The organism is Actinomadura napierensis (assembly GCF_039529375.1).
GTDB lineage: Bacteria > Actinomycetota > Actinomycetes > Streptosporangiales > Streptosporangiaceae > Spirillospora > Spirillospora napierensis.
Map to the genome: position 1 here is coordinate 1 of NZ_BAAAMR010000106.1, position 16,697 is coordinate 16,697.

At 73.1% G+C, this 16,697-nt stretch carries 15 protein-coding genes and 1 pseudogene; 9 read left to right on the plus strand and 7 right to left on the minus strand.

Going from position 1 to position 16,697, the window contains the following annotated elements; translation table 11 throughout:
• Nucleotides 1–289 (plus strand): annotated as a pseudogene (locus tag ABD296_RS39115) (hypothetical protein); the annotation flags it as partial.
• Here ABD296_RS39115 and ABD296_RS39120 read toward each other — a convergent pair.
• Nucleotides 241–846 carry a MarR family winged helix-turn-helix transcriptional regulator gene (locus ABD296_RS39120; protein ID WP_344279741.1) on the minus strand — a complete coding sequence of 202 codons (606 nt, stop codon included), beginning with the start codon at nt 844–846 and terminating at the stop codon, nt 241–243. The pseudogene ABD296_RS39115 and the gene ABD296_RS39120 sit on opposite strands and share 49 nt — an antisense overlap.
• Nucleotides 847–962: 116 nt before the next feature.
• Here ABD296_RS39120 and ABD296_RS39125 point away from each other — a divergent pair, with 116 nt between their 5' ends.
• The 3 genes from ABD296_RS39125 to ABD296_RS39135 all read left to right on the plus strand — a co-directional run bounded on the left by ABD296_RS39125 (nt 963) and on the right by ABD296_RS39135 (nt 4,158).
• Nucleotides 963–1,946 (plus strand): ATP-binding cassette domain-containing protein, encoded by a 984-nt coding sequence (locus tag ABD296_RS39125; RefSeq protein ID WP_344279744.1) that lies wholly within the window; start codon nt 963–965, stop codon nt 1,944–1,946.
• 1 nt (nt 1,947) lies between these two features.
• Nucleotides 1,948–2,847, plus strand: coding sequence for an ABC transporter permease (locus tag ABD296_RS39130; protein ID WP_344279747.1), 900 nt, complete (start codon nt 1,948–1,950; stop codon nt 2,845–2,847).
• Between the two features lie 114 nt (nt 2,848–2,961).
• Nucleotides 2,962–4,158, plus strand: coding sequence for an esterase-like activity of phytase family protein (locus ABD296_RS39135; RefSeq protein ID WP_344279750.1), 1,197 nt, complete (start codon nt 2,962–2,964; stop codon nt 4,156–4,158).
• Between the two features lie 91 nt (nt 4,159–4,249).
• Here ABD296_RS39135 and ABD296_RS39140 read toward each other — a convergent pair whose 3' ends face one another.
• The 3 genes from ABD296_RS39140 to ABD296_RS39150 form a co-directional block, all read right to left on the minus strand.
• Nucleotides 4,250–5,620 (minus strand): RNA polymerase sigma factor, encoded by a 1,371-nt coding sequence (locus ABD296_RS39140; RefSeq protein WP_344279753.1) that lies wholly within the window; start codon nt 5,618–5,620, stop codon nt 4,250–4,252.
• Between the two features lie 255 nt (nt 5,621–5,875).
• Nucleotides 5,876–6,880, minus strand: coding sequence for a cation diffusion facilitator family transporter (locus ABD296_RS39145; protein WP_344279756.1), 1,005 nt, complete (start codon nt 6,878–6,880; stop codon nt 5,876–5,878).
• Between the two features lie 62 nt (nt 6,881–6,942).
• Nucleotides 6,943–8,097, minus strand: coding sequence for an AMP-binding protein (locus ABD296_RS39150; protein ID WP_344279759.1), 1,155 nt, complete (start codon nt 8,095–8,097; stop codon nt 6,943–6,945).
• 102 nt (nt 8,098–8,199) lie between these two features.
• Here ABD296_RS39150 and ABD296_RS39155 point away from each other — a divergent pair, with 102 nt between their 5' ends.
• The 3 genes from ABD296_RS39155 (at nt 8,200) to menD (ending at nt 11,783) form a co-directional block, all read left to right on the plus strand.
• Complete coding sequence (locus ABD296_RS39155; RefSeq protein WP_344279762.1) at nt 8,200–9,099, plus strand: 1,4-dihydroxy-2-naphthoyl-CoA synthase; 900 nt, start codon at nt 8,200–8,202, stop codon at nt 9,097–9,099.
• Nucleotides 9,100–9,162: 63 nt separating this feature from the next.
• Entirely contained in the window at nt 9,163–10,119 is a 957-nt protein-coding gene (locus ABD296_RS39160; protein ID WP_344279765.1) for an o-succinylbenzoate synthase, read from the plus strand.
• On the plus strand, nt 10,116–11,783 hold the full coding sequence (gene menD / locus ABD296_RS39165; protein ID WP_344279768.1) for a 2-succinyl-5-enolpyruvyl-6-hydroxy-3-cyclohexene-1-carboxylic-acid synthase: 1,668 nt from the start codon (nt 10,116–10,118) through the stop codon (nt 11,781–11,783). Before ABD296_RS39160 ends, menD begins: the two co-directional genes overlap by 4 nt.
• Nucleotides 11,784–11,924: 141 nt before the next feature.
• On the opposite strand, the gene ABD296_RS39170 is transcribed toward menD, so the two are convergent.
• Both ABD296_RS39170 and ABD296_RS39175 read right to left on the minus strand, forming a co-directional pair.
• Nucleotides 11,925–12,638 carry a diguanylate cyclase gene (locus ABD296_RS39170; protein ID WP_344279771.1) on the minus strand — a complete coding sequence of 238 codons (714 nt, stop codon included), beginning with the start codon at nt 12,636–12,638 and terminating at the stop codon, nt 11,925–11,927.
• Nucleotides 12,639–12,737: 99 nt separating this feature from the next.
• A complete protein-coding gene (locus tag ABD296_RS39175; RefSeq protein WP_344279774.1) occupies nt 12,738–13,544 on the minus strand; it encodes a tyrosine-protein phosphatase in 807 nt (268 codons plus the stop codon).
• Between the two features lie 243 nt (nt 13,545–13,787).
• Here ABD296_RS39175 and ABD296_RS39180 point away from each other — a divergent pair, with 243 nt between their 5' ends.
• Nucleotides 13,788–14,810, plus strand: coding sequence for a fatty acid desaturase family protein (locus ABD296_RS39180; RefSeq protein ID WP_344279777.1), 1,023 nt, complete (start codon nt 13,788–13,790; stop codon nt 14,808–14,810).
• A 31-nt stretch (nt 14,811–14,841) separates the two neighbouring features.
• Nucleotides 14,842–15,657, plus strand: a complete 816-nt coding sequence (locus tag ABD296_RS39185; RefSeq protein ID WP_344279780.1) for an Fpg/Nei family DNA glycosylase — start codon at nt 14,842–14,844, stop codon at nt 15,655–15,657.
• Here the strand turns inward: ABD296_RS39185 and ABD296_RS39190 are convergent.
• Nucleotides 15,639–16,682 carry a helix-turn-helix transcriptional regulator gene (locus ABD296_RS39190; protein ID WP_344279783.1) on the minus strand — a complete coding sequence of 348 codons (1,044 nt, stop codon included), beginning with the start codon at nt 16,680–16,682 and terminating at the stop codon, nt 15,639–15,641. The two genes, ABD296_RS39185 and ABD296_RS39190, sit on opposite strands and share 19 nt — an antisense overlap.
• Nucleotides 16,683–16,697 lie beyond the last annotated feature (15 nt).

Sequence of the window (16,697 nt, forward strand, 5' to 3'; positions counted from 1 at the left end):
CGCGCGGCTGCTGGCGCGCCGGCTGGGGCGGCCCGTCCCGGACGGGTTCGTCGCGGCCGGCGGCCCCGCCCTGGACGAGGTGGTCGGGGAGCGGCGGCGGGGCGGCGCGGAGCGCGTGGTCGTGGCGTCGTACCTGCTGGCGCCCGGCCGGTTCCTGGACCGGATGCACGAGTGCGGCGCGGACGCGGTGACCGCGCCGATCGGGGCGCACGACGCGGCGGCCCGGCTGGTCCTGCGGCGTTACGACGAGGCGCGGTCGCGCATGGGACAGCCCGCCTCCGCGCGCTGAGGCGCCTGGAGCCGCAGGGCCTCGGCCTCGACCTGCGGGGTGACGACCCGTTCGCGTGACGCCGCTCCTTGCGCGGGAGCATCGGGCTGCGGAGGGGCGTCGTCCCGTGCGGGGGCGGTGAACCGGTCGTCGTGGTGGGCGAGGACCCTCAGCAGCATCGCCCTGAACAGCTGCCGCTCCTCAGGTGACAGGGGCTCGAACAGAAGCTCGTTGAGGCGGACGCGGGCGTCCAGGCCCTCCTTGAGGAACGCGCGACCGTCCTCGGTGGCCTCCAGCGCGTACCGCCGCCGGTCCGCGGGGTCGCGGCGGCGCCGGACGTGCCCGGCCTCCTCCAGCGCGTCCACGATGCCGACGAGATCGCCGGCGTCCATGCGCAGCCGCTCGGCGACCTCCCGCTGCGACAGCGGCCCCGTCCGCGCGACGCACCACAGCACCAGCAGCTGCGGCATGCGCGGCTGACCGGGGAACATCCGCGCGCCGGTGCGGCGGACGAGCCGCACGGTCTCGTACATCAGGTAGGTGGGCGAGTCGTACATGGGGTCGGCCTGGTCCGTCACGTCCCGCTCCTCCAGGTCACTTGGGCGACCTAATTTCTCTTGACGTGAGAGATAGGTTACTCCTACCGTTGGAAAGCCCAAAATATGGGCGCATGTCTCCATCTGAGGGAGGGCCCATGCCGGACGGGGGACCCGCCGTCGAGGTCGACGGCCTGATCAGGAAGTTCGGCGACGTGGAGGCGGTGCGGGGGATCGGCTTCACCGTGGACCCGGGGGAGATCTTCGGGTTCCTCGGCCCGAACGGCGCCGGCAAGTCCACCACGATCAACATGCTCTGCACGCTGCTGAAGCCCACCGCCGGGCGCGCGCTCGTCGCCGGGTTCGACGTGGTGACCCAGCGCGACACGGTGCGCCGCAACATCGGCCTGGTCTTCCAGGACCCGACTCTGGACGGCTACCTGACGGGCGAGCAGAACCTGCGCTTCCACGCCGAGCTGTACGGGGTGCCGCGCGCCGTGGCCGGCGACCGCATCCGGCAGGTGCTGGAGATGGTCGGCCTCTGGGACCGGCGCGCGGACCTGGTGCAGACCTACTCCGGCGGCATGAAGCGCCGGCTGGAGATCGCGCGCGGCCTGCTGCACTCGCCCCGCGTGCTGTTCCTGGACGAGCCGACGGTCGGCCTCGACCCGCAGACCCGCGCGTCCATCTGGGACTACATCCGCCAGCTGAAGGACGCCGAAGAGATCACGATCTTCATGACGACCCACTACATGGACGAGGCCGAGTTCTGCGACCGGATCGCGATCATGGATTCGGGGCGGATCGTCGCGCTGGACACCCCGGAGGCGCTCAAGGCGGGCGTCGGCAAGGACCGGGTCCGCATCCAGACCGCCGACGACGAGGCCGCGATCGCCGCGCTGCGGGAGCGGTTCGACCTGGAGGCCGGCATGTCGGAGGGCGCCGTCGCCTTCTCGGTGGCCTCCGGCGAGGCGTTCGTGCCGCGGCTGTTCGCCGAGCTCGGCGTCCCCATCCGGTCGGTGAGCGTGTCCCGGCCGTCCCTGGACGACGTCTTCATGTCCTTCACCGGCTCGACGATCCGCGATGCCGAGGCCGGCACCGGCGACAGGATGCGCATGGCGATGCGCATGGCGAGGAGATGAGATGACGAGTTCGACGCGGGAGGGCGCGGCCGAGGCGGCGCCCGTCGCCGACGTGGTGCGGGTCCGGGTGCCCGAGCCGGGGCTGCGGCAGGACGTGCGCGCGGTGAAGATCGTCCTGCACCGGGAGCTGATCCGGTTCTGGCGCGACAAGCTGCGCATGGTGTCGGGGCTCGTCCAGCCGGTGCTGTGGCTGCTGGTCATGGGCACGGGCCTGTCCAACCTGATGGCCAGCGGCGGCGCGCACGGCGACATCGACCTCAAGACGTTCATCTTCCCCGGCGTGTGCGCGATGTCGGTGATGTTCACCGCGATGTTCTCCGCCGGGTCGATCGTGTGGGACCGCGAGTTCGGCTTCCTGCGCGAGATGCTCGTCGCCCCCGTCAGCCGCAGCTCGATCGTGATCGGCAAGTGCATCGGCGGGGCGCTGGTCGCGACGCTGCAGGGGGCGGTGATCGTCGCGCTGGCCGGGCTCGCCGGGGTGCCGTACGACCCCGTCCTGATCCTGGAGCTGCTGGGGCTGATGTTCCTGGGCGCGTTCGCGCTCACCGGGTTCGGCGTGATGATGGCCGCGCGGATCAAGCAGATGCAGTCGTTCTTCGGCCTCATGCAGATGGCGATGATGCCGATGATGTTCCTGTCCGGCGCGCTGTACCCGCTGAACGGCCTGCCGACGTGGCTGACCGTGCTGACCCGCTTCAACCCGCTGACCTACGCCGTCGACCCGCTGCGCCAGGCGGTCTTCTCGCACCTGGACCTGACGCCGGCGCTGCGGCGCACCTTCGACCCCGGGGTCTCCTGGGGCGGGTGGGTCGTCCCGGTCTGGCTGGAGATCGTCATCGTGGTGGGCATGGGCTTCGCCTTGATGGGCGTCGCGATCCTCGAGTTCCGGCACACGGACTGAGCGGGACCTCCTCCGGAACACTCACCGAAATACCGTCGTCACGGTGCGTGGTGCACCATACTGAGCCCGGCCACGAAGAGAGTTCGGTCGGACGCGAAGGGTGACGGTGAACAGGTGAACGGGCATCGGACGATGATGCGTGGGACGGCGGCGGCGGCCGCCGTCCTCGCGGCGGTCGCGGTTCCGGCGGTCGGGCGGACGCCGGCGCGGGCGGCGGACCGGGCGCCGGATCGCGCGGCTGTCGGGCCGGCGGTCGCGGTGGCGGGGCTGCGGTGCGCGAGGTTCCTGGGGGAGAGGCGGCTGCCGCACCTGATGAAGTTCCAGGGCACGACGGTCGGCGGCCTGTCGGGCATCGACCGCGACCCGCGCACCGGCGACTGGTACATGATCTCCGACGACCGGTGGCGGTACGACCCGGCCCGCTTCTACACCGGCCGCGTGGACATCGACCGGCGGACGGGCCGGTTCTCCGGCGTGCGGATCACCGGTGCGCACACGCTGACCGGCCCGGACGGCAAGCCGTACCCGGGGTTCGGCAAGCCCCGCTCGGTCGACCCCGAGTCGATCCGCTACGACGCGCGCCGCCACCGGGTGCTGTGGGGCAACGAGGGCGACCGGCCCGACGAGACCCACCAGCTGCCGCTCGCGCCGCTGACCGTCCAGTGGGCGGGGCGGGACGGCCGGTACCGGGGCCTGCTGCCGCTGCCGAAGGACCTCCACCTCACCACCGGCCACCACGGGCCGCGCCGCAACTTCGGCATGGAGGGGCTCGCGATCGCGCCGCACACGATCGCCGGGATGGTCGAGGGGCCGCGCTACGAGGACGGCGCGCCGCCGACGGTGGAGCACGGCGCCATGACCAGGCTGACGATGTGGAGCCGGAGCGGGAGGGTGCGGGCGCAGTACGCCTACCCGGTGGACCGGCTGCCGGCCGCGCCCGTCCCGGCGGGCGGCGTCGCCGACAGCGGCGTGTCGGAGATCCTGGCGGTCGACGACCACCGCTACCTGGCGCTGGAGCGGTCATGGCTGCAGGGCGTCGGCTACAAGATCAAGCTGTACGAGTTCGACACCCGCGGCGCGACGAACGTGCTGTCGCGCCGCAGCCTGGCGAAGGGCCGCGCGTACCGGACCGTCCGCAAGCGGCTGGTCGCCGACCTCGGCAGGTACGCCTCCCCGGCGCAGAACCTGGAGGGCATGGGCTGGGGCCCGAAGCTGAGGTCGGGGGAGCGGACGCTGGTGATCTGCTCCGACGACAACTTCGACGCTCAGGAGGTCACCCAGTTCCTGGCCTTCGCGGTGCGGGGCCGCTGACCGCGCGGCACCCGGGAGACGACAGCGCCCGCCGGCTCAGCGGTGATCCGGCGGGCGCCGTCGGCGTGCGGGCGACGTGTCGTGGGATGCGTCAGACGGCGAAGTCCAGCAGCGGGCGGGCGTTGCTGGGGTGCCGCAGCTTGGACAGCGACTCCTTCTCCAGCTGGCGGATCCGCTCGCGGGTCAGGCCGAGGGCCTTGCCGATCTCGTCGAGCGTGCGGGGCGTCCCGTCGTACAGCCCGAACCGCATCGCCATGATCTTGGCTTCGCGGGGCGACAGGATGTCGAGGGTGCGGCGCAGCTGGTCGGCCATCAGCTGGCGGTCCACCAGCTCGGACGCCTCGGGGCTGTCGGTGTCCTCGATGAGGTCGCCGATGCGGGTCTCGCCGTCCTCGCCGATGGTGGAGTCCAGGCTGATCGGCTGGCGGCTGGTGCGCAGCAGCTCGCGGACCTGCTCGGGGCTCTTGTCGAGCTCGACGGCCAGCTCCTCGGGGGTGGGCTCGCGGCCGAGCCGCTGGTGCATGTCGCGCTCGACGCGGCTGAGCTTGCTCAGCATCTCCAGCACGTGCACGGGCAGCCGGATGGTGCGGGCCGAGTCGGCGAAGCCGCGCTGGATCGCCTGCCGGATCCACCACATCGCGTAGGTGGAGAACTTGTAGCCCTTGGAGTAGTCGAACTTCTCCACGGCGCGGATCAGGCCGAGGTTGCCCTCCTGGACGACGTCCAGCAGCGACAGCCCGCGGTCGGAGTACTTCTTGGCGACCGACACCACGAGGCGGAGGTTGGCCTCCAGCATGTGGGCCTTGGCGCGGCGCCCGTCGGCGGCGACCCACTCCAGGTCGGCGCGCCTCCGCGGGGTCAGCTGCTCGGTCTCCAGCTTGTGCTCGGCGTACAGCCCGGCCTCGATGCGCTTGGCCAGGTCGACCTCCTGCTCGGCGGTGAGCAGCTGGCGGCGGCCGATCGCCTTGAGGTAGGTGTGCACCGAGTCGCCCATGGTGGTCGACTGGTCGTCCAGGTCGGCGGGGGAGTCGGCGGCCTCGACCTCGGTGACGTCGAACCCCTCCTCGGGGACGTCGGCGTCGCCCGCGCCGGACCGGCCGCCGTCCTTGGCGGCGGTCCTGGCAGCGCCCTTGCGGGTCCGGCCGCCGGTCTTGGCGCCGGTTCCGCCGGCGGTGCGCTTCTTGGCCGAGCCGGGGGTGGCCTGGGCGGTCTCGCCGCCGTCGTGGTCGGCGGCAGCGGCCATTCTGCGGACGGTGTCGGGCTCGCCGGCCAGGCTGATGCCGGCCTCCGACAGCTCGCGCAGGATGGAGCGGCCCTGCGCCGGGCTGAGGCCGGCGCTCTCGAAGGCTCCCCTCACCTCGTCGAGCGAGAGGCGCCCTTGGGCGCGGCCGCGCTTCAGGAGGTCGTCGAGCGCGGGGCTCGCCGACTCCGTGAGCGGGGTCTCGATAGCGCTTCGCGGCATGGGGGCACCCCTCTCCCTTCGGTGTGTGGATGCGGCGCGGACGGTCGTTCGCTGCAGGCGCACGCATATACGGGAACGTCGCACGGACGGGCTGTTGTTCCCGGCGCCGCGGATCGGCGCTCCCGGCGGGGGATCGCGAGGGGAACGATCCAGGGGTTCGTGGTGCCCGGTCGGCGGCGTTTCACACCGTGCGACGCGCTCCAGCCTGACCTTACTGCGTAAAGGGCCTGGGCTGTGGTGATGTGACCAATGCCACTATGCTCCCGGCCCTTTCGGCGGCAGTGTCCGCCCGTACCGCGCGATGACGCGTTCCCGCAGTTCAGGGTCATCGCGGGGGACCGGTTCGAGGAAGACCTCGTCGATCTCCTCGTGCGCGTCCCGCAGTTCCCGCGACATGCGGACGCAGGCGCGTTCGACGTCGGCGGAGGTGAGCGCGTCGCGGAAGTCCAGCCGCGCGCAGACCAGGACGCGATCGGCGCCGACCGTCATGGTGATGATGTCGACGACCCATTCCACCTCGGGCGCGGCGTACAGCCGGGCGCGGACGTCGTCGACCATCCGCGGATCGGCCTGGTTGCCGATCAGCAGGTTGAGGTTGATGCGGCCGAGGACCAGCGCGACGGTGGTGAGCAGGACGCCGATGAGGAACGACCCGACGCCGTCCCAGACCGGCGAGCCGGTGAGCTGGTGCAGGCCGAGCCCGCCGAACGCCAGCAGCAGGCCGACCAGCGCCGCCGAGTCCTCCAGCAGGACGCTGATCGCCGTGGGCTCGTCGGTGCGGCGGATGTAGCCGAGCAGCGGCAGCCGCTCCTCGCGGGCCGCCGCGCGGGTCTGCCGGAGGGCCTGCTGCCAGGAGATCCCCTCCAGGACGAACGCCACCGCCAGGACGATGTACCCGATCAGCGGGTCGGCCTCCTTGGACCTGGGGCCGGTGAGGGTCTGGATGCCCTGGTAGTAGGAGAACAGCGCGCCCATGCCGAAGATCGCGACGGCGACGAGAAGCGTCCAGATGTAGCGCTCCTTGCCGTAGCCGAAGGGGTGCCGGCGGTCGGCGGGGCGGCCGCTGCGGCGCAGCCCCACCATCAGCAGGATCTCGTTGAAGGTGTCGGCGACCGAGTGCGCGGCCTCGGCGGCCATCGAGGCCGACCCGGTGACCAGCGCCGCGACGATCTTCGCTATGGCGATGCCCAGGTTGGCCAGGAACGCCAGCAGGACGGTCAGGCCGCTCTCGTTCTCCGGCTCCTCGCGTTCCTCGCCCATGCCGGTCGTCCTCCCCCGATCATCACGGTGCCATGCGCGGTGATCGTCCCGCCGCGCGCGGGTCAGCCCCGGCGCAGGCGGGCGCGGTCGGGCTTGCCGGAGGCCAGCAGCGGGATCGCCGGAACGAGCTCCAGCTCGCGGGGCGCCGCGGCCGCGGGCATCGTCTCGCGGACGAAGGCGCGCAGCTCCGGCAGGGCGGGGGGCTCGGCGGCGGGCACCACGACGGCGGTGACCCGCTCGCCCCACTCGGGGTCGGGGCGGCCCACCACGACCACGTCGCGGATCTTGGGGTGCCGCGACAGCGCGGTGGCGACCTCGCCGGCGACGATCTTCTCCCCGCCGGTGTTGATCACGTCGTCGACCCGGCCGCGGACGCGGAGCCGGCCGTCCTCCAGGGCGCCGAGGTCCTGGGTGACGAACCATTCGCCGTCCCGCACGGCGGCGGTCTGCTCGGGCCGCAGCCGGTAGCCGGTGAACAGCGACGGGCCGGCGAGGCGGATCCGTCCGTCGGCGCCGAGTTCGGCGCGCATGCCGTCCAGGGGGGTGCCGTCGTAGACGCAGCCGCCGCAGGTCTCGCTCATGCCGTAGGTGGTGAAGACCCGGCCGCCGCGGTCGCGGGCCTCGGCGAGCAGGCCGGGCGCGGCGGCGGCGCCGCCGAGGACGATCGCGCCGAGCCGGGACGGGGCGGTGCCGGCGTCCAGCAGGCGGCGCAGCTGGGTGGGGACCAGGGAGATGTGCACGCGCCCGGCGGCGGCGACGGCGCCGGTGTCGAAGCTGGGGGTGATGATCGGGTCGGTGCCGGCGAGCAGGGAGCGGACGAGGACCTGGACGCCGGAGATGTGGCTGGTGGGCACGCAGCACAGCCACCGGTCGCCGGGCGCGGCCTCGATGCGGGCGAGGGTGCCGGCGGCGGAGTGGCGCAGCGCGGCGGCTGACAGCTCGACGAACTTGGGGGCGCCGGTGGAGCCGGACGTGGCGATCAGCACGGCGGTGCCGTCGGAGAGCGGGGTGCGCTCGCCGACGGCGCGGTGGCGGGTGAGGCCGTCCTCGGTCTCGACGGCGTCGGGCGCCAGCGCGTCCAGCATCGCCTCCAGCGCGGGCGCGGGCAGGCCGGGGGAGAGGGGGCAGACGGCGGGACCGCCGTCGAGGGCGGCGGCGAGCGCCCGCAGCAGGCGGGGGCCGGGCGGGAGCACGACGGCGTGGAGGCGGCGATCCATGATCTCATCAGGGTAGGCGACCCCGCTGAACGCGTTCAAACCGCGGGGCGGTTGAATGGGCACGGCCCCGGATCCAGGCGGGCCCCGACGGGAGAGGATCACATGGTCTCGGAGCTGTTCGACGCGGGCGCGTGGAAAGAGGTCGAGGGGTTCGGGTTCACCGACATCACCTATCACCGGGCCGTCGATCAGGGCACCGTGCGGATCGCGTTCGACCGGCCGGAGGTGCGCAACGCCTTCCGCCCGCACACCGTCGACGAGCTGTACCGGGCGCTGGACCACGCGCGGATGTCGTCGGACGTCGGCTGCGTGCTGCTGACGGGCAACGGGCCGTCGCCCAAGGACGGCGGGTGGGCGTTCTGCTCGGGCGGCGACCAGCGCATCCGCGGCAAGGACGGCTACAAGTACGCCGAGGGCGAGACGGCGGAGTCGATCGACCCGGCGCGGGCGGGGCGGCTGCACATCCTGGAGGTGCAGCGGCTGATCCGCATGATGGGCAAGGTCGTGATCTGCGTGGTGCCGGGGTGGGCCGCGGGCGGCGGGCACAGCCTGCACGTGGTGTGCGACCTCACGCTCGCGAGCCGCGAGCACGCCCGGTTCAAGCAGACCGACGCGGACGTGGCGAGCTTCGACGGCGGGTTCGGGTCGGCGTACCTGGCGCGGCAGGTCGGGCAGAAGTTCGCGCGGGAGATCTTCTTCCTCGGCGACACCTACGACGCCGAGGCGGCGCACCGGATGGGGATGGTGAACGCGGTCGTCCCGCACGCCGAGCTGGAGGCGACGGCGCTGGAGTGGGCCCGGAAGATCAACGGGAAGAGCCCGACGGCGCAGCGGATGCTGAAGTTCGCGTTCAACCTGGTCGACGACGGGCTGGTGGGGCAGCAGGTGTTCGCCGGGGAGGCGACGCGGCTGGCCTACGGCACCGCCGAGGCGGCGGAGGGGCGCGACGCGTTCCTGGAGAAGCGCGACCCGGACTGGTCGGGCCACCCGTGGTATTACTAAACGTTCGGCGCGCGATGTGGTCCGGAATAGCGTGATTCGTTAGGCAGGTCAGGGGGTCAGCGGGTGCGGGTCTTCGCCATCCCGATGCGGACGCGGTTCCGCGGTGTGACGCGGCGGGAGGGCGTGCTGTTCCAGGGCCCCGCCGGCTGGGGGGAGTTCTCGCCGTTCGCCGAGTACGGGCCGGCCGAGTGCGCCCGGTGGCTGGCGGCGGCGCGGGAGGCCGCGCGCGAGGGCTGGCCGGCGCCGGTCCGCGACCGGGTGCCGGTGAACGTGACGATCCCGGCGGTCGGCCCCGACCGGGCGTTCGAGATGACCAAGGCGTCGGGCTGCCGGACCGCGAAGGTGAAGGTCGCCGAGCGCGGCCAGGGCGACGCCGATGACTTCGCGCGGGTGGAGGCCGTCCGCGACGCCATCGGGCCGGACGGCCGGGTCCGCATCGACGTCAACGGCGGCTGGGACGTCGACCACGCGGCGCGGATGATCCGGGCGCTGGACCGGTGGGAGCTGGAGTACGCCGAGCAGCCGTGCGCGACGCTGGAGGAGCTGGCGCGGGTGCGGCGGATGGTGGACGTGCCGATCGCCGCGGACGAGTCGATCCGGCGCGCGGAGGATCCGCTGAAGGTGCGGGCGGCGGGGGCCGCGGACGTTGCGGTGCTGAAGGTGCAGCCGCTGGGCGGAGTGCGCGCGGCGCTGGAGGTCGCGGAGGCGTGCGGGCTGCCGGTGGTGGTGTCCAGCGCGGTGGAGACGTCGGTGGGGCTGGCGGCCGGGGTGGCGCTGGCCGCCGCGCTGCCCGACCTGCCCTACGCGTGCGGTCTCGGCACGCTGTCGCTGATGGACGGCGATGTCGTGCGCGATCCGCTGCGCGAGGTCGGCGGTGAGATCGAGGTGCGCAGACCCGTGGTGGACGAGGAGGCGCTGGCCCGGTTCGCGGCGCCGGACCTGGAGCAGGGCTGGCGGGAGCGGGTCGCGGGCGCGCAGGGGTTCCTGCCGGGCCCGCCGATGGCCGGGGTGGGCAGGTGAACCCGGCGACGGCGCTGGCGACGGTGCTGGTCGACGAGCTGCTGCGATGCGGGATGACCGACGCGGTGCTGGCGCCGGGGTCGCGGTCGGCTCCGCTGGCGCTGGCTTTGCACGCCGCCGAGGAGGCCGGCCGGGTCCGGCTGCATGTGCGGATCGACGAGCGGTCGGCGTCGTTCCTGGGGCTGGGGATGGCGAAGCGGTCGGGCCGTCCGGTGGCGCTGGTGTGCACGTCGGGGACGGCGGCGGCGAACTTCCATCCGGCGGTGGTGGAGGCGCACGAGTCGGCCGTGCCGCTGATCGTGGTCACGGCGGACCGTCCGCCGGAGCTGCGCGACACCGGCGCGAACCAGACGATCGACCAGGTGAAGCTGTACGGGACGGCGGCGCGGTGGAGCACCGAGGTCGGCGTGCCGGAGAACCGTCCGGGGATGGTGGCGTACTGGCGGTCGCTGGTGAGCCGGGCGTGGGGGCTGGCGCAGGCGCCGGTGCCGGGCCCGGTGCATCTGAACGCGGCGTTCCGCGAGCCGCTGATCCCCGACGGGGACGAGTCGTGGTGCGAGCCGCTGGACGGCGACGCGACCGGGGCGTGGACGAAGGTGCGGGCCGCGACGCCCGGGTCGGTGCTGCACGTCCCGCCGACGCGCCGCGGCGTCCTGGTGGTCGGCGACGGCGCGGTGAACGTCAAGCGGTACGTGGCGGCGGCGTCGATGGCCGGCTGGCCGGTGCTGTCGGAGCCGAACGGCAACGCCCGGTACGGCGACCACGCGCTGACCTCCCACCACTTCCTGCTGGGGATTCCGGAGTTCGTGGAGCGGCACCGTCCCGAGGTGGTGGTGACGCTCGGCAAGCCGGGGCTGTCGCGGCCACTGCTGTCGCTGCTGCGGCGCGCCGAGGAGCACATCGTGCTGGCCCCGGACCTGGCGCACTGGCCGGACCCGGTGCGGTCGGCGACGCAGGTGGCGCCGGAGATCGAGATCCCGGTGGTGTCGGGCGACGACGCGTGGCTGAAGTCGTGGCGGTCGGCGGACCTGGCCGCCGCGGCGGCGGTCGACGCGGTGCTGGACGCCGTGCCGGAGGTGAGCGAGCCGCGGCTGGCGCGGGACCTGGTCGCGGCGATGCCGGGAGGGTCGCTGCTGTTCACCGCGGCGAGCATGCCGATCCGGGACCTGGACCAGGTGATGCGGCCGCGCCGCGGCATCCGGATCATGGCGAGCCGCGGCGCCAGCGGGATCGACGGGCTGGTCTCGACGGCGATGGGGGCGGCGCTGGCGCACAGCGGCCGCTCGTACGCGCTGCTCGGCGACCTGGCGTTCCTGCACGACCAGAACGGGCTGATCGTCGGGCCCTACGACCGCCGGCCGGACCTGGCGATCGTGGTGGTGAACAACGAGGGCGGCGGGATCTTCTCGCTGCTGCCGCAGGCGGCGCTGGCCGGGCCGTTCGAGCGGGTCTTCGGCACGCCGCACCAGGTGGACCTGGAAGCGGTCGCGGCGGCGCACGGCGTCCCGTACCGGCGCCTGGAGGCGGCGGCGGACCTGCCCAAGGTCATCGCGGGGGAGGGGCTGCGGATCGTGGAGGCCCGCACCGACCGGAACGCGAACGCGGTGCTGCACGCGGAGATGCGCAAGGCGGCCCACGCCGCCGTCCGCGACCTGTTCGGCTGAGCGCCGCTCGGCACCGGCGGCCAGTAGCGACCCTCTGATCGGCGAACTTCCGATTGATTCAACCCTTAACTTACAATGTAAAGGCGCAGGGTTGGTTCAATCTTCAACCTCCACCAAGACCCAAACACCACCACAACGCCATCAGCCGGCCGGAACCTCGTCCGGGTCGGCGGGGATGGCGAGGGTCGCGGTGGGGGCGGGTTCGGCGGTCGGCTGGGCTTTCAGCGTGGGGCGGGCCCGCAGGCAGCGGAGCATCTCTTCGCCGTAGGGGACGGCGCCGAACAGGCCCATGGCGGCCAGGAGCGCGATGCGCGTCCGGCGGGAGAGCGGGTCGTGGTGCTTGAGGCGCAGGCGGAAGTCGGGGCGGCCGTTCTGACCGACGAGAGCGCGGGCCTGGTCCCAGTACAGGACAGTGAGGAACCCGGTGGCCATGAGGGGGACGACCTCAAGGAGACTGTGGATGTGCTGTTCGAGCGGGGTGACGCGGCGGCGCTGCTCGGCGTAGCTGACGTCCCAGTAGGCGGTGGCGCCGTGGACGGTGAGGGCGGTGCCGCAGGTGGCCAGGACGCCGGGGTTGACCTCGCAGAACAGGCCGAGGGCGATCGGGACGCCGGCCTCGGCCATCATCAGGGAGTGGATGAGGGACTCGCGGGGGCCGGCGGTGGTCTCGATGCGGGTCTTCTTGTGGCGGTGCCAGTCGGCGAGGCCGGCGCCGAGCCACAGCGGCAGGACGCCGCCGATGAGCCAGCGGCGGGTGGCGGTCTCGACGCCGAGGGCGCGGCGGACGTCGCGGGGGCGGACCGTGGGGTCGGCGAGGGCGCGCAGTGCGGCCAGGTGCGGTGAGCGCAGTTTCATCGGCGTTGCCTCCGGTGGGTTCGCGTGCTTGCGGCGCTACCCGTGAGGCGTCGCCGTACACCCGGGCCCTGCGGGGCCGCGTGCGGCCGGTGGGGGCGGTCAGCCGATGAGGCGGTCGCGGAGGGCGTCGGTGTCCTCGCCGGTCCAGCCGTGGCCGGTGAGCCAGCCTTCGGTGCCGCCGAACTCCTCGTCGATGCGGGCGAGGAGCTTCTCCATGATGGCGGCGTGGGGGAGGTGGCTGTCGGCGGGGCGGGAGTCCAGGTCGGTGGCGTAGGTGTCGCTGCCGCGCAGGCGTCCGAGAACGGCGTCGATGCGTTCGCCGGTCATGGCGTAGTCGGCGACGATCGCCTCACGGGTGACGCCGGCGAGGTCGAGGGCGAGGGCGCAGACGACGCCGGTGCGGTCCTTGCCGGCGGCGCAGTGCACGAGGGAGGAGCCGTCGGTGCGGGTCATGACGCGCAGGGCGGCGGCGATGTTGTCGCCGCGGTCGCGGAGGTAGCCGAGGTAGTGGCCGGTGGAGCGGTCGAGCGCGGTGCCCTCGGTGGCGCGGTCCTGCCAGGGCAGGGCCTTGTCGACGTCGGCGCGGTCGGGGGTGTCGGCGGCGACGTCGGTGCGGCGGCCGCCTTCGGGGAACAGCGACAGCTGGTGGAGGGTGACGGAGGGGACGCGGGCGAGGGGGCCGGGTCCTTCGAGCCGGACCTCGGCGTCGCTGCGCAGGTCGATGACGTTCTTGAGGTGGTACTCGTCGAGGAGGACGCGGACGTCGGCGACGGTGAGGTCCTGGAGGTTGTCCGAGCGCAGGACGCGGCCGCGCCGGGTGGTGCCTCCGTCGGCGGTGGGGAGGCCGCCGAGGTCCCGGGCGTTGACGGCTCCGTCCAGGTCGATCCACCGTGTCGCTTCGCTCATGGCTTCTGACCCTATATGGACGTGATGGTCCGTCTTGGACGCAGGGTCGGGGTCGCGGGCCGTCCGGGGGTGGTCGCGGACTAGTCATGCGGGCGCCGGATGGTCCGCTGGGGCCATGGCGGGTGAGAGGCACCGGGACCTGGGAGCCAGACCGGGGTTGGCTCCCCAGCGTGGAGACGGCCCGGTGAGCGTCTCCGTAGCTTTGCGGAGCAGTTGGCGACCGACGATCCGATGGAGGAACCGATGCCCGCGATTCTCGACGCTCCGCCCGCTCGGGCGGCCGGCAGTGATTTCGCTCCGCTCGCGCGGCAGGTCCGCGCGAGCGGCCTGCTGGACCGGCGTCGCGGCTACTACGCGCGGGCGATCGGGCTGAACCTGGCCGGTACGGCGGCGGTGTGGGCGGCGATCGGGTGGGCTGGGGCGAGCTGGTGGGTGGTGCTGCTGGGGATTCCGCTGGCGGTGCTGTCGGCGCGGACGGGGTTCCTGGGGCATGACGCGGGGCATCGGCAGATCGCGCGGTCGGCGCGGGCGAACCGGTGGCTGGGGCTGCTGCTGGGGAACCTGCTGCTGGGGATGGGGCAGGGGTGGTGGACCGACAAGCACAACCGGCATCACGCGAATCCGAACCATGTCGGCAAGGACCCTGATGTGGGGGAGGGCGTGCTGGCGTGGACGGAGGGGCAGGCGGTGCGGCAGCGCGGGGTGCTGCGGTGGGTGGCGCGTCATCAGGCGGGGTTGTTCTTCCCGCTGCTGACGCTGGAGGGGCTGAACTTGAAGATCGGCAGTGTGCTGTTCCTGCGGGGCCGGTCGCGTCGGGACCAGTTGGTGGAGGGCGGGCTGCTGGCGCTGCACGCGGTGGGGTATCTGTCGCTGGCGTTCACGCTGCTGTCGCCGGGGAAGGCGATCGTGCTGATGGCGCTGCACCACGCGCTGTTCGGTGTGCATCTGGGGTCGGTGTTCGCGCCGAACCACAAGGGGATGGCGATGCCGGGTCCGGGTGAGCGGTGGGGGCATTTGCGGCGGCAGGTGCTGACGTCGCGGAACGTGCGGGGCGGCGTGGTGGTGGACTGGCTGATGGGCGGGCTGAACTACCAGATCGAGCATCATCTGTTCCCGGGGATCCCGCGGTGCAGTCTGCGGCGGGTGCAGCCGCTGGTGCGGGCGCATTGCGCGGCGGTGGGGCTGCCGTTCACCGAGACGGGGCTGGTGGAGTCCTACCGGCAGGCGCTGGGGCACATGCGGGAGGTGGGCGCTCCGCTGCGGTGACCGCGGGGCGGGCCGTAGGATTGCGGGCGTCATGCCCGAAGGACATACCCTCCATCGTCTGGCCGCCGAGCACCGTCGGGTGTTCGGCGGCCGTCCCGTCGCCGCCGAGAGCCCGCAGGGCCGGTTCGCGGCGGGTGCGGCCGAGATCGACGGCCGTGTTCTGGTCGCCGCGGACGCGCACGGCAAGCATCTGCTGCTGGAGTTCGACGACGACCGGGTCCTGCACGTCCATCTGGGGATCTATGGGACGTGGCGGTTCGGCGGGCTGCCGGTGCCCGAGCCGCAGGGCGCGGTGCGGTTGCGGCTCGCGGGCGCGGGCGGGCATGCGGATCTGCGCGGTCCGAACGCGTGCGAGCTGCTGGAGCCGGGCGGGGTGAAGCTGCTGCGGGACCGGCTGGGGCCGGATCCTTTGCGGGCGGACGCCGATCCGGGGCGGGCGTGGGCGCGGATCTCGCGGAGCCGGACGAGCATCGCGGCGCTGCTGATGGATCAGTCGGTGGTGGCGGGGCCGGGGAACATCTACCGGGCGGAGGTGCTGTTCCGGCAGGGGATCGACCCGTTGTCGCCGGGTCGGGTGCTCTCGGAGGAGCAGTGGTCGGCGGTCTGGGCCGATCTGGTGGTGCTGATGGCGGAGGGGGTGCGGACGGGCCGGATCGACACGGTGCGTGCGGAGCACACTCCCGAGGCGATGGGGCGTCCGCCGCGGGTGGACGACCATGGCGGCGAGGTGTACGTGTACCGGCGGGCGGGGTCGCCGTGCCTGGTGTGTGGGACGGCGGTGGCGGCGGCGGAGCTGGCGGGGCGGAATCTGTTCTGGTGTCCGGGGTGTCAGCCCGCGTCGGGGTGACCGGTCGGGTGGTCCAAGGTGTTGTCGCGGTTGGTGCCGAGGTAGCGGTCGGCGAGGGCGCGGACGGTGCCGGTCACCATCTCGCGCAGCTCGGGCGGGGCGATCACTTCGACGTCGGCGCCGAGTTTGAGGAATTCGACGTGGGCGTGCCGGAGCGACTCGACGGGGAGGGTGATCCGGGTCCAGCCGGCGGGGTCGGGTGGGCCGGCGTTGTCGTGGACGGCGCGGGCCATGACGGGTGGCAGGAGGGCGGCGGCGATTTTGAGGCCGTCGGGGGACAGGCGGACGGTGGCCTGGTCGCGGTAGGAGTCGGCTTCGAAGCGGGCGGCGTACCGGTCCCAGTAGGCGGCGAGGTCGAAGCCGGGCGGGCGTTCGAATCGGTGGGGGAGCGGCTCGATGGTCAGGATCCGTGACACCCGGTAGGTGCGGGGGTCGCTGGGGTCGCGGTCGGGGTGGTGGCTGCGGGCGATGAGGTACCAGCTGCCGGCCTTGAGGACGACGCCGAGGGGTTCCAGGACGCGTGCGACCTGCTGGGGGTGGGCCCAGCGGCGGTACTGGACGCGGATGTGCTGCTGGTTCCAGACCGCGTCGGCGACGGCTTGGAGGTGGGGGACGTCGTCGGGGGTGCGGAACCAGCCGGGGGCGTCGAGGTGGAAGCGTTCGCGGATGCGTGCGGCGCGGGAGCGCAGGTCGGGTGGGAGGGCGGCCATGAGTTTGAGTTCGGCGGCGGCGACGACGTCGCCGAGGCCGAGCTGGGTGGCGGGGCCGGGCATGCCGGACAGGAACAGGGATTCGGCTTCGCCGGTGGTGAGTCCGGTGAGGCGGGTGCGGTAGCCCTCCAGGAGCCGGTAGCCGCCGTCGGGGCCGCGGTCGGCGTAGACGGGGACGCCGGCGGCCGACAGTGAGTCGACGTCCCGGTAGACGGTGCGGACCGACACTTCGAGTTCGGCGGCGAGTTCGCGTGCGGTCATGCGGCCGCGGGTCTGCAGGAGCAGCAGCAGGGACAGCAGGCGTGAGGCGCGCACGTGACCAGTGTGGCG

What these genes read in the sequence shown, in the direction of transcription:
- ABD296_RS39125 (WP_344279744.1), top strand. Translation starts at nt 963, where the DNA reads ATGCCGGACGGGGGACCCGCCGTCGAGGTCGACGGCCTGATCAGGAAG.
- ABD296_RS39130 (WP_344279747.1), top strand. Translation starts at nt 1,948, where the DNA reads ATGACGAGTTCGACGCGGGAGGGCGCGGCCGAGGCGGCGCCCGTCGCC.
- ABD296_RS39140 (WP_344279753.1), bottom strand. Translation starts at nt 5,620, where the DNA reads ATGCCGCGAAGCGCTATCGAGACCCCGCTCACGGAGTCGGCGAGCCCC.
- ABD296_RS39145 (WP_344279756.1), bottom strand. Translation starts at nt 6,880, where the DNA reads ATGGGCGAGGAACGCGAGGAGCCGGAGAACGAGAGCGGCCTGACCGTC.
- ABD296_RS39150 (WP_344279759.1), bottom strand. Translation starts at nt 8,097, where the DNA reads ATGGATCGCCGCCTCCACGCCGTCGTGCTCCCGCCCGGCCCCCGCCTG.
- ABD296_RS39155 (WP_344279762.1), top strand. Translation starts at nt 8,200, where the DNA reads ATGGTCTCGGAGCTGTTCGACGCGGGCGCGTGGAAAGAGGTCGAGGGG.
- ABD296_RS39170 (WP_344279771.1), bottom strand. Translation starts at nt 12,638, where the DNA reads ATGAAACTGCGCTCACCGCACCTGGCCGCACTGCGCGCCCTCGCCGAC.
- ABD296_RS39175 (WP_344279774.1), bottom strand. Translation starts at nt 13,544, where the DNA reads ATGAGCGAAGCGACACGGTGGATCGACCTGGACGGAGCCGTCAACGCC.
- ABD296_RS39180 (WP_344279777.1), top strand. Translation starts at nt 13,788, where the DNA reads ATGCCCGCGATTCTCGACGCTCCGCCCGCTCGGGCGGCCGGCAGTGAT.
- ABD296_RS39185 (WP_344279780.1), top strand. Translation starts at nt 14,842, where the DNA reads ATGCCCGAAGGACATACCCTCCATCGTCTGGCCGCCGAGCACCGTCGG.